The following is a 12,990-nucleotide window of genomic DNA, read 5'->3' as shown; positions in this document are numbered from 1 at the left end:
CGCATCAACCGCAACCCGCAACTGCCCTGGTCCTTCCTCACCCACACCGGCCTGACCATCCACCCACAACACCCACCGAACTTACGAAAAGATCAGTAGTGGTCGTTGCAGCACCCCAGTTCAAGGGGTGCGATGGACTTCGAGATCCGCAAGGTCCGGACGGCTCAGGGGCCCCGGAAGCTCCAGGCCGAGCGGGAGGAATACTTCCGGCTCGTGAAGGCGGGCTACAGCAACAGAGAAGCGTCCCGGATCGTCGGGGTGCACGAGCGCACCGGCCGGGAGTGGCGTAACGGCCGGTGGGACCCGCAGCGGCTTCGGCCACCGGCGGCTCAGGCCCGGCCCCGTCCGCGCCAGGAACGCGTCTACACCCCGCGGGCATCCGCTCCACGTGAGCGGGTGCCCGTGCCCGCGGAAGTACGCTCGCGCTACCTCTCCGAACGCGAGCGCATCCACATCGCCGACCGGCTGCGGGAGAAGGCAGCCGTCCGTGCCATCGCCGCCGAGCTGGGCCGCAGTCCGTCCACGATCAGCCGGGAGATACGGCGCAACCGCACCGACGGCACGCGCGGTCAGTGGCACTACCGCCCGTTCGCCGCCCAGGCCCGTGCCGAGTCCCGCCGTCCCCGCCCCAAGCCACGGAAGATCAGCCGAAACCCCGAACTTCGGGCGGCCGTCCAGGCGGGCCTGGACGAGCGGTGGAGCCCGGAGCAGATCTGCCAGGCTCTGCGCAGACAGTTCCCCGACCGGCCGGAGATGCACGTGGTCCACGAAACGGTCTACCAGGCGCTCTACGTGCAAGGGCGCGGAGCACTCCGCCACGAGCTGGCCGACGCCCTGCGCAGCGGACGTGCCCGCCGCAGACCTCACCGTCAGGCCAACTGCCGCAAGCCGCGCTTCACCGAGCCGATGGTCATGATCAGCGAGCGGCCCGCCGAAGCGGCCGACCGGGCCGTGCCCGGCCACTGGGAAGGCGACCTCATCATCGGCAGGAACAGTGGCTCGGCGATCGGCACCCTGGTCGAGCGCAGCACCCGCTACGTGATGCTCCTCCACCTGCCCGCCAACCACACCGCAGCCAGCGTCCATGACGCCCTGATCGAGACGGTACAGACGCTGCCCGCTCACCTCAAACGGTCCCTGACCCGGGACCAGGGGAGCGAGATGGCCTCGCACGGCTCCTTCACCGTCGCCACGGACATTCCGGTCTACTTCTGCGACCCCGCCAGCCCCTGGCAGCGCGGCTCGAACGAGAACACGAACGGTCTGCTCCGGCAGTACTTCCCCAAAGGCACCGACCTCTCCCTCCACAGCCGTGAGCACCTCGACGCCGTCGCCGCCCAGCTCAACGGCCGCCCACGCAAAACGCTCGACTGGGAAACCCCAGCCGAGCGCCTGCATAAACTGCTCGCGGCCTGATCAGACCAACCACGTGTTGCGACGAGCCCTAGAATCCGCCGAACTGGCCGGGCGGGGGCTTCGTCGTTTCCTCTTGAGGCTCAGCAGCTCCACGTTCCGCCAACACGGTTCACAGCGGGAAAACTCGGCCCCCGCCGTCGAGCACCCGTCCGTCCTGGTGCCGGGCCAAGCCGACGGCGAGCGTCTCGGCGAGCTCCGGCCCCGTCGAACAGTCGCCCGGCACATTCCGCAGCGCGCCGATCGACCGCAGCCTCGCCCCGACCTGCCCGGCCTCGACTACCGCCCTGCGCATCCGCAGCCTGCCGGCGCCGGCCTATCGGCCGTCCAGCCCAGCGGGCGGGGGTGGTGTCACGCAGGGGCGTGGAGCGGCGGGTGCTCGAGCACGCGGGGCTTGTACTCGACGAGTTGGATGCGGCCGTCGAAGGTGCGGTGGTCGGTCATGTCGAGGGCAACGTCGGGATAGCCGTCGTAGATGCGTTCTTCGCCCGTGGCCCCGGTGATCACCGGGAACATCACGACCCGGAAGCGGTCGACGAGTCCGGTTCGGAGCAGGGACCGGCACAGGCTGAGGCTGCCGATCGTGCTGAGGAGCCCGGAGCCGCTCGACTTCATGGCGCGGACCGTCTCGACGGCGTCGTCGCGGACGAGGGTGGAGTTGGCCCAGGTCAGTGGCTCCTTGAGGGAGGAGGAGAACACCACCTTGGAGGCTTGCGTGAGCTCGTCGACGGACGCCTCTTCTTCGGGCCTGAACTCGTCTTGGCCACTCGGGATCTCGCCTGCGGCGAAGCCTGACATCAGGCGGTAGGTGTTCGCTCCCATCAGGTAGGTGACCTCGGGCTGCTCGCCCAGCCAGGCGAGGTACTCCGGGCCCTCCAGGCCCCAGAATCCGGGCCATCCCTCTCCCGACGCATAGCCGTCGAGGGAGGTGATGAAGTCGACGAGAAGCTCCGACATGGCGGTGTCCTTTCCTGGGGTGTCATGAGCTTGGACCGGCCGGGAGCCATAAACTCATCGGCCGCGCGGTGGAGTAACGAGAAATCCCATGACGCTGCGGCCGATCAGGCCAGTGGAGCGGCGCTGCTCGGGCGGGCCCGGAGGGCCGGTTCAGTGAGGGTCCTCGGCCACGCCTGGAGCTGTGCCGCACCGGCCACTGCACGCGGGCTCCGACTTCCCTTGGCGCCCTTCCTGTGAGCCCTTGCGCGGGGCCTGGGAGCGCGGCGCGGCGGTGCCGGGCACGCGGCGTCTCCGCGAGCCGCTCAACGGCACGGAACAGGGTTCGCGCCATTGAGCGTGAGCCTGACGCTGGGGTCCCTGGCCGACAGCGTCCGGCTGCGCAAGGCCGACGGACCCACCGCATGGCGCGTCCTCGAACAGCTCCGGCAGAGTGCGAGAAGGATGCAGGCCGACGTCATGAACCTCGGCGGGGAGACCGCCGACGGTCTCATCCCGCGTTTGCCGCTGCTCGACGAGTTTCCGGTGAAGGCGCGCGCCCTAGATACGACTGTTCGCCGACGTCGGGGAGTCGCCCCGGCCCCCGTGCGGGGACGCGACCGTGGCTCCGGGCGCCTCTCGACACCTTGGTAACAACTGTTACCATACATGGTATGGCGAAGACACAACTGGGCGCACGCGTGGATCAGGACATCGCGGACCTGGCGAAGAAGCGGGCCGCCGACCTGGGTTTGAGCATCGGCGACTACCTGGCCCGGCTGGTGCAGGAAGACGCCAGCGGCCTGCGCGCGCGGGCGGTGGGCGCGGCCGCCGGGTTCCTGGCCGACCACCAGGCCGTCTTCGACGAGGCCGAGCAGTCCGCCTCACAGCCTTCCCGGGGAGCGCACGCGGCCTGATGGAGCTGCACATCGACGTCTCCTGGATCCTGCACGTCACCGAGGCCGCCGGGGCCAACGATCCGGCCCCCGACGACTACGGCGTCCCCATCGCAGCCGTCGCCCGCCACCGCGCCGAGCTGTTCGAACAGCCCGTCTACGACGGCCCCTACGCCAAAGCCGCCGCCCTGGTCCACACCCTGGGCCGCTGCCGCTGGCTGGAACGCTCCAACCTCGCCGTCGCCGCCGCCACCGGCGTCATGTACCTCGAAGCCGCCGGAATCACCGTCAAACCCACCCGCGAACACGCCACCGCCCTCAAAGACCTCCTCCTGGACCCCACCTGCACGGCCAGCAGAATCGCCGCACTGCTACGGACCTGGCCCACCACCACCTGAACCAGCGGCCGCCCAGCGCCCCAGCGCGGGCCACCCATCTTCTCGGCACCCGTCGAGCCAGCCGTCCTCCCGGGCAGGATCGTCTCCTCCGCAGTCGCGGGCCGACTCGGTGGCGGTGAGTGGTGGCAGCTTGCGGTCAGGCCGGGGGCCTGGTTTGGGGAGGTGGGGCGGGGCGGTTGCCGGTTGTTGACAGAACGTAGCTCTGTGTGCACCTTCTCTGCCTACAGTCGGCCAGCAACTCGGTGAGAGAAAGGGATCGCTGGCATGACGAATCACAAGCTGGGGCGGCGCATTGGGGTCCTTGCCGCTGTTGTCACGGTGACGGCGGGACTGGCCGGTACCGCTAGCGCCTCCTCCCCCGCGGTTCCGCGGGCGGGGCAGGGCGCCGCGGCATCGGCCGGCTCAACCCGCTGGAGCACTACGGCCCGGCGCCGGACGAGGACAGCTTCACCCTCTTCCAGCGCGACCTGCGCGCGGGCCTGCTCGACGAGGTGAGCGGCCTGCGGGTGGAACACGTCATCGCCCTCCGGGACGTCGGGGCCACCGTCGACCACGTGCTGCGCACGATGAAGGAGTGACCATGCAGGCGTACGGCAGGCACCCCGAGTACACCGATGACGATCTGCGGCGCGAGCTGGTCACCGCGAAGGACCGGCTCGCCTCCGCCGTGGCGGACGGGGCCGCGGCGCAGCGGCGGGTGTTCGAGGCGGTGCTCGACCAGGTCGCGGACAGGACATCCTCGCCCTGAAGGACGTGTTCGTGAACAATGTCCGGGTCATGCGGAAGTTCAAGCCGGGCTTCTTCGACGGTGACGTCCTTTTCTTCGCCGCGAACCGCATGTCGGCAGAGGACCGTAAATCCCGGCTGAATGTCAGCTTCTGGCAACCGTTCATCGGCGGTCACGTCGATGTCCACGCTATAGAATCGACGCACGGAAATCTGATGACGGATGCCTCGCACGTCGCCCGTATCGGCCGTGTCCTCGCGGACAGGCTGGAAACCCCCTCCGGAATTGAAATCTCTGAAGCAGGAGTCGCCGAATGAGCACCAACCCTTTCGAGGACCCCGAGGGCACGTATCTGGTCCTGGTGAACGACGAGGGCCAGCACTCCCTGTGGCCGTCGTTCGCCGATGTCCCGGCGGGCTGGGAGACGGCCCTGGCCGAGACCACCCGTGACACGGCCCTTGAGTACATCGAGACGCACTGGACCGACATGCGCCCGAAGAGCCTGGTCAACGCCATGGAGGGCGCCGCGGCGAGCTGAGGCCCGCCCCCTGGGGCAGTTGACGCAGGACCGTCACGGCCCGTCCACCGGAACCCCCGGTGGGCGGGCCGTGCCGGTGGGCCCGGCGGTGCGCCGGGCCACAGGACCGACGACGGAACAGGCAGGACAGGAAGGGAGGGGCAACGCGATGCCCGTCATAGCGGTGAACGGCATCCGGCTCCACTACAAGGAGGCGGGATCGGGCGAGCCGGTCGTGCTCGTCCAGGGCACAGGGGGCGGCCACACGACGTGGGAGCTCCACCAGGTACCCGATCTGACCGCCGCGGGATACCGGGTGATCACCTTCGACAACCGCGGCATCCCGCCCAGCTCGGAGTGCGCCGACGGCTTCACCCTCGCCGACCTGGTCGGCGACGTCGCCGGCCTGATCACCCGGCTCGGCCTCGGCCCGTGCCGGGTCGTGGGCACCTCTATGGGCGCCTTCGTCACCCAGGAACTCGCTCTCGCCCGGCCCGACCTGGTCAAGCAGGCGGTGCTGATGGCGACGCGCGGGCGCACGGACGCGCTGCGCCGGGCGATGACGCTCGCGGAGATCGAGCTGTACGACTCCGGGGTGCGGCTGCCCGCGCGGTACGCGGCCGCGATGCGCGCCCTGAAGTCCCTGTCGCCGCGCACGCTCAACGACGACAGCGGCCTCACCGACTGGCTCGACCTGTTCGAGCTGTCCGCGCACCCCGGGCCCGGCCAGCGGGCCCAGTACGAGATCAGCAAGCTGGACGACCGGCTCGCGGCCTACCGCGGCATCCGGGTCCCCTGCCATGTGATCGCCTTCGCCGACGACCTGGTCACCCCGCCGCAGCTGGGGCGCGAGGTCGCGGACGCCGTGCCCGACGCGACCTTCGAACTCGTCGCGGGCTGCGGGCACTACGGCTACCTGGAGGACCCGGCCACGGTGAACAAGAGCATCGTGGACTTCTTCGCGCGGGCCGCGTAACCCCCGCGCAAAGCGAAGGGCACCCGGCCTGTGCGGCCGGGTGCCCTTCGCTTTCCAGGGGTGCGGGGCAAGGGGGGAGGGAGGGGGCCTCCGGGGGTGTAGGCCGCCCTCCCTCCCGCTCAGGGGGACCGGGTGTCAGTACTCCGGTCCGGGGCGGTCGCCGTAGGGCTGGTTCCGCGGGTCGTGCTGGGCGGGCTGCTGCGGCCAGTAGGGGCCGGGCTGCTGCTGGTAGGGCTGCTGGGGCGCCTGGTACGGGGCCTGGTGCCGGTGGTGCTGCTCGGTGTAGCCGGAGTGGTCGGGGTGATCGGTGTAGTACGCCTGCTGCTCGGGGGTGTAGGGCGGCGCGTACTGCTGCTGGGCCTGCTGGGGGACGTACGGGTCCTGGTGGGTGTCCGCCCGGCGCCGGGCGTAGCCGGTGTGGTCCGTCCGGGGCGCGTGGGACGCCTGGCCCGGGTAGGAGGCGGTGCCCGCGGCCACCGGCTGCCGCGCCGTGGCGGTGGTGCGGCCCGCGTGGGCGGGCACGGCCGTGCTCCGGCCGCGGCTGCGCAGGCCGCCCGGCCACCAGTTGCGGTCACCGAGGACCGTCATCAGGGCGGGCAGGACGAAGATGCGGATGACGACGGCGTCGATAAGGATCGCGACGGCGAGACCGACGCCGAGCTGTTTGAACTCGACCATGCTCAGCGTGCCGAAGATGGAGAACACCCCGACCATGACGACGGCCGCGCTGGTGACGACGCCCGCGGACTTCACGATGCCGTCGCGCACCGCGTCCTTGGTGGACATGCCGCTCTCGGCGGCCTCACGGATCCGGCTGACGACGAAGACGTGGTAGTCCATCGACAGGCCGAACAGGACCACGAAGAGGAACAGCGGCAGCCACGACACCACCGCGCCGCTGGACTGGAAGTCGAGCAGCTTCTCCGCCCAGGTGTGCTGGAAGACGGCCACCAGGACACCGAAGGAGGCGGCGGCGGAGAGCAGGTTGAGCCCGATCGCGGACAGGGCGATGGCGGCGGAGCGGAAGATCCCCGCCATCATGACGAGGGTGAGCAGGAGGACGAAGCCGATCACGTACGGCAGGCGTTCCTCCAGGTGCGCGGTGAAGTCCACGCTCTGCGCCACCTTGCCGGTCACGCCGTGCTCCGCGCCGGGCACCTCGTCGAAGGCCGCCGGCACCCAGGAGCGCAGGGTGTCCAGGGATGCGCGGGCGCCGTCGCTCTTGGGCGTGTACGGCGTGCCGATGTCGAGGGTGTGGACGCGGTGGTCGGCGGACTCGCGGAGCTTGGGCTCCTGGTCGTGCGCGAACAGCTTGTCCTTCTCCACGCGCCGCGCCAGGTCGCGCAGCGCGGACTTGACCTCGCCCGCCTGGTCGGCGGAGGCCCGCACCGCGACCTGGTGCACGGTGCCCTTGCTCGGGAAGGAGTGGGTGAGCCGGTCCATGGCGCGGACCACCGGGATGTCCCGCGACAGGTCGTCGGAGCCGGGCTGCTTGAGCTTCATGTCCAGGGCGGGCAGGGCGGCGAGCAGCAGCACGACGACGGAGAGCACCAGGGTGAGGGCGGGCCGCCCGAGCGCGGGGCGCAGCAGCGCGGGCCACACCCGCGACTCGCCGGAGCGCATCGTCAGCCGCCACAGGAAGGGGATCTTGGGGCGGTCGACCCAGCGGCCGAGCTTGGCGAGCAGCGCGGGCAGGACGGTGAGCGAGGCGATCACGGCGACCGCGACGACGATGATCGAGCCCGTGGCGAGGGAGGCGAAGGTCGCCTCGTTGGCGAGGTAGAGCCCGGCCATGGACACCATGACGGTGATGCCGGAGACCACGACGGTGTGCCCCGAGGTCTCGGCGGCGATCTCGATGGCGTCGTGGTGGGACTTGCCCTTCTGCCGCTCCTCGCGCTCCCGCTTGAGGTAGAAGAGCGAGTAGTCGACGCCCACGGCCATGCCCATCAGCAGGATCACGTTGCTGATCGCGCTGGTGGCGGGCAGCAGGTGGGAGGCGAGGGAGGACAGGCCCATCGCGGCGCCGACGGCGGACAGGGCGAGCACCACGGGCACGCCGGCCGCGATGAGGGCGCCGAACACCACGAGCAGGATGAGCAGGGTCATCGGCAGGCTGATGAACTCGGCCTTCTGGAAGTCCTTGCCGAGGGTTTCGGTGAGTCCCTTGGCGGTGGAGCCGGTGCCGACCTGTTCGACGCGCAGGCCCGGGTGGGCCTGTTCGGCGGCGGCGCTCTGGTCGAGCAGCGGCTGGATGCGCTGGTCGGCGTTCTCGGCGTCGCCCTTCATGACGACGGGCACCAGCATGGCGAGGCCGTCATCGGAGGCGACGGGCGCGCCGACCGAGGCGACGCCGTCCAGGCTCTTCATCCGCCGCTGGACGTCCGTCGCGGCCGCCCGTGCGGCCTTGACCTGGAGTTTCCCTCCTTCCTTGGCAGTGATCAGGACGCTTTCCTCGGGCTGCTCGCCGAAGTCGCCGTCGGCCACGATCTTGCCGGCGCGGCCCGATTCACGGACGCCCGACTCGTCGTCACTGATCTTGTTGGTTCCGGCCGCGCCGCCCAGGAAGAGGCACAGCACGACGAACGCGGTCCACAGACCGATCGCTGACCACGGGTGGTTGGCGCTCCACCGTGCGATCCGCACTGTCGCTGGATTTTTCCTCAACGCCGTTTTCCTTCCGTACACGGCTCGTCACCACTCAGTCGATTGGTTCGACACGGATCACGCTAGTTTCCGGGGTTCGGCAAAGGACAGGCAGCAATCCACCTGATACCCCGGGAAAAACCCCATGCGGACCCTGAAGAAAACTTCCAGTCCGGTCTGGAAGCTTCCCGCCACACAAATACGATGAAACCTTGACGGCTTCGAATCCGGCCAGCTACGTTTCTGGCGAGACGAAGCGCGGTGCCCTGCTCGGGGGGAGCAATCCGCACGCTGCCTTCCCCACCCCTTTTCCGGCTCTCGCCACGGCGCCTTTCCCTGCTCTTTCCCGGCGTCAGCGAGTGCGTCCCCATTGTCGCGCAGAAACACAGATGAATACGCCGCGCAAGGTGACAAGAAGATGCCAGATCGCGTTATCGATGAAGGGAAGAAAATGGAAACCCTGGTGCTGAATCAGCAGCATGTTGCCAAGCTGGTGGGCAACAGCGGCCGGGACCACCTCATGGACCTGATGATCGAGAGGCTGCGGGCGGCGTTCACCGCCGACAGCCCGGGCGTCACGCCCGCACGGGAAGGCTTCCTGCGGTGCCCCGGCGACACCGGGGTCCTCGAGTGGATGCCCCACCACCAGCCGGGCGACTCGGTGACGATCAAGACCGTGGGGTACACCCCGTCGAACCCGAACGAGCGGCGCCTGCCGACGATCATCGGCTCGCTCGCCCGGTACGACGACGTCACCGGCAGCCTGGTGGCGATCAGTGACGGCATCCTGCCGACCGCGATCCGCACGGGTGCCGCCTCCGCGATCGCCAGCTCCCTGCTCGCGAAGGCGGACAGCGAGGTCCTCGGCCTGGTGGGCGCCGGCGCCCAGGCGGTGACGCAGGCGCACGCCCTCAGCCGCGTGTTCCCGCTGAACGAGATCCTCGTGTACGACGTCGACCCGGAGCACGCCGCGTCGTTCGCGGACCGCGTGGAGTTCCTCGGCATCGACGTACGCGTCGTGGACCTGGCCGAGCTGGAGGCCGCCGCGGACATCATCTGCACGGTCACGTCGGTCGGTGTCGGCGAAGGGCCGGTCCTGCGGGGCGAGAACCTGAAGCCGCACGCGCACATCAACGCCATCGGTGCCGACCTGATCGGCAAGTTCGAGCTGCCGCTGGCGCTGCTGAAGTCCGCGTTCGTCACCGTCGACCACGTCGCCCAGTCACTGCGCGAGGGCGAGGGCCAGCAGCTCACCGAGAACGACCTCGGCCCCGAGCTGATGGCCCTGTGCGCCCGCCCCGAACTCACCGAAGGCCTGCGCGAGCGCGTCACGGTCTTCGACTCCACCGGCTTCGCCCTGGAGGACCACGTCGCCCTCGACGTCCTCATCGAGCTCGCCGAGGAGGCGGGCCTCGGCGACCGCGTGCACCTGGAGCACCTCCCGGCGGACGCCCTTGACCCGTACTCCTTCCGGTAAGGACACCCGAGCCCCCCCACGCATCCCCCCACATCCCCCACAGCGCGGTGTGCCCCCGGCCGGACGGCCGGGGGCACACCGCACGAGTGCGCCCGCCCGGACGACTCGGGCGGGCGCGGGCGGGAACGGGTGGGGCGCGGAAGCCTACGAGCCCAAGTACCGCAGCACGGCCAGGACCCGGCGGCTGTAGCCGGTGGTGTGGGACAGGTCCAGCTTCTCGAAGATCGTGTTGGCGTTCTTCTCCACCGTGCTCTGGGCGATGCTCAGCTTCTGCGCGATGGCCGCGTTGGTGTGGCCCTGGGCCATCTCGGCGAGGACCTCGCGTTCGCGCCGGGTGAGTTTGCCGAGCGGGTCGACGTGGGTGGTACGGGCCAGGAGCTGGCGGACGACTTCGGGGTCGATGGCGGCGCCGCCCGCGTGCACGCGCTCCAAGGACTCCAGGAACTCCTCGACTTGGGCGACCCGGTCCTTCAGGAGGTAGCCGACGCGCGCGGAGTCGGTGGTCAGGAGCTGGGCCGCGTAGTTCTTCTCCACGTGCTGGGAGAGCACGAGCACGCCGATCTCCGGCCAGCGCGTGCGGATCTCCAGGGCGGCCCTGATGCCCTCGTCGGTGTGCGTGGGGGGCATCCGGATGTCCGCGACGATCAGGTCCGGGGTGTGTTCCTCCGTGGCCTTTATCAGCGAGACTCCGTCGCCGACGGCCGCGACGACCTCATGGCCTTCCTCGGTCAGCAGCCGCACGAGCCCTTCGCGCAGCAGGATCGAGTCTTCGGCGAGGACTATGCGCACGGGAGCTCCGCAGTGATCGTGGTGGGTCCGCCCAGGGGGCTGTGGACGTGCAGGTCGCCGTCGAGCGCGGCGGCCCGGCGGCGCAGCCCGGACAGGCCGCTGCCCTCCGGGTCCGCACCGCCGCGGCCGTTGTCGCGGACCTGGATGACGACCTTGCCGCGGTCCCGGCCGACGCTGACGTCGATGCGGTCGGCACCGGAGTGCTTCGCGGCGTTCGTCACGGATTCGGAGACGACGAAGTAGGTGGCCGTCTCGGTGCTCTGGGGCAGCTTCTCGGTGAGCCGGAAGTCGATGTGGAGCGGGATGCTGCACCGCTCGGCCACTCCGGCGAGCGCCTCTTCGAGGCCGAGGCTGTCGAGCGCCGACGGATAGGCGCGCCAGGCCACTTCGCGCAGTTCGCCGAGGACTTCCCGCGATTCGATGTGGGCCTGCTGGAGGAGTTCGGCGGCCTTGTCGGGGTTGCGGTTGGCGCGGCCGAGCAGCATGGCGAGCGCCACCAGGCGCTGCTGGACGCCGTCGTGCAGGTCGCGCTCGATGCGGCGGCGCTCGACGTCGACGACCTGGACGATGCCGGCGCGGCTCGCGGCGAGTTCGAGGACGCGCCGTTCGAGGAGTTCGCGGTCGGAGGGGCCGAAGCAGCGCCGGGCGAGCCGCTCGTCGAGCCCGGCCAGCGAGACGAGGCCCTGGACGTCGAGGAAGAGCAGCGCGCTGCCGAGCAGCACCTGCCCGAGGAGTTCGCCCGCGCTTATGGTGCCGCGCACCGCTCCGTACGCGAGCAGCCCCGCGAGCACCACGCCGACGCCGAGCAGTCCGACCACGGCGGCGCTGACCGGCCCCATCGCGATGCGGGACGCGAGGTAGGGCAGGTCCTTGCGGGCGTCGTGCTCGGAGGGGTAGGTGTCGGCGAAGAACGCCGAGCGCCGCCACCGCTCGATCGCGGTCAGGCGCCCGGCCCCGGCCCGCAGCAGCCTCAGGGCGCCGGGCCGGGTGCGCGGCCACAGCAGGGCCACGCCGAGCCCGAGGCCCGCGGTCAGGAAGTACAGGAGGGCGAGGAAGCTGGTGGCGATGCCGAGGAGCAGCCCGGCCGCCCTGCGGCCGAAGGGCGCGGGCGCCTCCGGCTCGGACCCCACGCCCTGCGGGTTCATGGCCCGGGCGAGGGCCTCGGCGTAGGACGGGTCCTCTGGCACGGTGCCCGACCCTAAGGGCGGGGCGCTCGCCCTGACAACATCGCCCGGTACGGCGGAGGCGGGCCTCGCGGAGGTGGTGTCCCGACCCCCGGCGGGCACGTCGTACGCGGCGGGTGCCCCCCGCACGGTGGACGCGCCTGACGCGCCGGGCAGGGCCGGCGCGTCAGGCGTCGTGACGGGTTCGACGGTCATTCACGACCTCCGGTGTTGGGCGGCGCGGCCGGCCCGCGCCTTGTTCATGCGCCGTACGGCGAACGTGATCACGGCGACCACGACGAGCAGCAGGACGACCTTCGACAGCACGCCCACGTAGTTCTCGACCAGCTCCCACTGGTCGCCGAGCCAGTAGCCGGCCATCACGAGGATCGCGTTCCAGATGAAGCTGCCCGCGGCGGTCAGCGCGAGGAACATCGGCATCCGCATCCGCTCGATGCCGGCGGGCACCGAGATCAGGCTGCGGAAGATCGGCACCATGCGGCCGAAGAACACCGCCTTGGTGCCGTGCTTGGCGAACCAGGCCTCCGTCCGCTCCAGGTCGGCGACCTTCACCAGCGGCAGCTTGGCCCAGATCGCGTACATCCGCTCCCGGCCGATCAGCGCGCCGATCCAGTACAGCGCGACCGCGCCGACCACGGAGCCGAGCGTGGTCCAGAACAGGGCGGAGGCGAGGCTGAGCACGCCCTGACCGGCGGCGAAACCGGTCAGCGGCAGGATCACCTCGCTGGGCAGGGGCGGGAACAGGTTCTCCAGAGCGATGGCCGCTCCGGCTCCCACACCGCCCATCTTGTCGACGAGGTCGGCGGCCCACCCGGCGATGCCGCCGGCGGGCGCTTCGGACAGGGCCAGGGTCGCGGTCGCGGACTGCATAGAACACCTCGGGTGGGCAGGAAGCGGAAGAGGCGGTCGAGCCGCCCCGCTGACTGCTCTCAACCCTAGAAAGTGCAGATCAGCGCCACTACGAGGGAAACCACCGACCTTCTTCAAGCCGACCGCAGCCGGACCCCGAAGAAAACCACACCCTCGCGGGGCAG

The 12,990-nt window shown here is 70.4% G+C and carries 14 protein-coding genes; 8 read left to right on the top strand and 6 right to left on the bottom strand.

Annotated features, from left to right (window positions below; translation table 11 throughout):
- Nucleotides 1-132: 132 nt before the first annotated feature.
- Nucleotides 133-1,416 (top strand): IS30 family transposase, encoded by a 1,284-nt coding sequence (locus IG74_RS0138800; protein ID WP_030687159.1) that lies wholly within the window; start codon nucleotides 133-135, stop codon nucleotides 1,414-1,416.
- Between the two features lie 109 nt (nucleotides 1,417-1,525).
- On the opposite strand, the gene IG74_RS0138795 is transcribed toward IG74_RS0138800, so the two are convergent.
- Both IG74_RS0138795 and IG74_RS0138790 read right to left on the bottom strand, forming a co-directional pair.
- Entirely contained in the window at nucleotides 1,526-1,708 is a 183-nt protein-coding gene (locus tag IG74_RS0138795) for a hypothetical protein (protein WP_030687157.1), read from the bottom strand.
- A gap of 56 nt (nucleotides 1,709-1,764) precedes the next feature.
- Nucleotides 1,765-2,370, bottom strand: coding sequence for a dihydrofolate reductase family protein (locus IG74_RS0138790; protein WP_030687155.1), 606 nt, complete (start codon nucleotides 2,368-2,370; stop codon nucleotides 1,765-1,767).
- 650 nt (nucleotides 2,371-3,020) lie between these two features.
- Between IG74_RS0138790 and IG74_RS0138780 the strand changes: the two genes are divergently transcribed.
- The 6 genes from IG74_RS0138780 to IG74_RS0138750 all read left to right on the top strand — a co-directional run bounded on the left by IG74_RS0138780 (nucleotide 3,021) and on the right by IG74_RS0138750 (nucleotide 5,860).
- Nucleotides 3,021-3,263: a hypothetical protein gene (locus IG74_RS0138780; protein ID WP_030687150.1), complete on the top strand. Its 243-nt coding sequence runs from the start codon at nucleotides 3,021-3,023 to the stop codon at nucleotides 3,261-3,263.
- Nucleotides 3,263-3,640, top strand: a complete 378-nt coding sequence (locus IG74_RS0138775) for a hypothetical protein (protein WP_030687148.1) — start codon at nucleotides 3,263-3,265, stop codon at nucleotides 3,638-3,640. Before IG74_RS0138780 ends, IG74_RS0138775 begins: the two co-directional genes overlap by 1 nt.
- Nucleotides 3,641-4,214: 574 nt before the next feature.
- A complete protein-coding gene (locus IG74_RS52450; RefSeq protein ID WP_158857960.1) occupies nucleotides 4,215-4,388 on the top strand; it encodes a hypothetical protein in 174 nt (57 codons plus the stop codon).
- A gap of 11 nt (nucleotides 4,389-4,399) precedes the next feature.
- Nucleotides 4,400-4,684 (top strand): hypothetical protein, encoded by a 285-nt coding sequence (locus tag IG74_RS0138760; protein ID WP_158857958.1) that lies wholly within the window; start codon nucleotides 4,400-4,402, stop codon nucleotides 4,682-4,684.
- Nucleotides 4,681-4,905: an MbtH family protein gene (locus IG74_RS0138755; RefSeq protein ID WP_030687144.1), complete on the top strand. Its 225-nt coding sequence runs from the start codon at nucleotides 4,681-4,683 to the stop codon at nucleotides 4,903-4,905. Before IG74_RS0138760 ends, IG74_RS0138755 begins: the two co-directional genes overlap by 4 nt.
- Nucleotides 4,906-5,053: 148 nt before the next feature.
- Nucleotides 5,054-5,860, top strand: a complete 807-nt coding sequence (locus IG74_RS0138750; RefSeq protein WP_030687142.1) for an alpha/beta fold hydrolase — start codon at nucleotides 5,054-5,056, stop codon at nucleotides 5,858-5,860.
- A gap of 135 nt (nucleotides 5,861-5,995) precedes the next feature.
- Here the strand turns inward: IG74_RS0138750 and IG74_RS0138745 are convergent, their stop codons facing one another.
- Nucleotides 5,996-8,506 (bottom strand): MMPL family transporter, encoded by a 2,511-nt coding sequence (locus tag IG74_RS0138745; RefSeq protein WP_234334591.1) that lies wholly within the window; start codon nucleotides 8,504-8,506, stop codon nucleotides 5,996-5,998.
- 463 nt (nucleotides 8,507-8,969) lie between these two features.
- On the opposite strand from IG74_RS0138745, the gene IG74_RS0138740 reads away from it, so the two are divergent.
- Nucleotides 8,970-9,983, top strand: coding sequence for an ornithine cyclodeaminase family protein (locus IG74_RS0138740; protein ID WP_234334590.1), 1,014 nt, complete (start codon nucleotides 8,970-8,972; stop codon nucleotides 9,981-9,983).
- 144 nt (nucleotides 9,984-10,127) lie between these two features.
- On the opposite strand, the gene IG74_RS0138735 is transcribed toward IG74_RS0138740, so the two are convergent.
- From IG74_RS0138735 to IG74_RS0138725, 3 genes are all read right to left on the bottom strand, one after another.
- Nucleotides 10,128-10,772, bottom strand: coding sequence for a response regulator transcription factor (locus IG74_RS0138735; protein WP_030687135.1), 645 nt, complete (start codon nucleotides 10,770-10,772; stop codon nucleotides 10,128-10,130).
- Nucleotides 10,763-11,959, bottom strand: coding sequence for a sensor histidine kinase (locus tag IG74_RS0138730; RefSeq protein WP_324607532.1), 1,197 nt, complete (start codon nucleotides 11,957-11,959; stop codon nucleotides 10,763-10,765). Before IG74_RS0138730 ends, IG74_RS0138735 begins: the two co-directional genes overlap by 10 nt.
- 192 nt (nucleotides 11,960-12,151) lie before the next feature.
- Nucleotides 12,152-12,826, bottom strand: coding sequence for a DedA family protein (locus IG74_RS0138725; protein ID WP_030687131.1), 675 nt, complete (start codon nucleotides 12,824-12,826; stop codon nucleotides 12,152-12,154).
- Between the last annotated feature and the right edge of the window lie 164 nt (nucleotides 12,827-12,990).

The organism is Streptomyces sp. NRRL B-1347, from assembly GCF_000720325.1.
Taxonomy (GTDB): Bacteria; Actinomycetota; Actinomycetes; order Streptomycetales; family Streptomycetaceae; genus Streptomyces.
The sequence above is the reverse complement of the archived record's forward strand: the minus strand, read 5'-3'. Positions and strand labels throughout refer to the sequence as shown.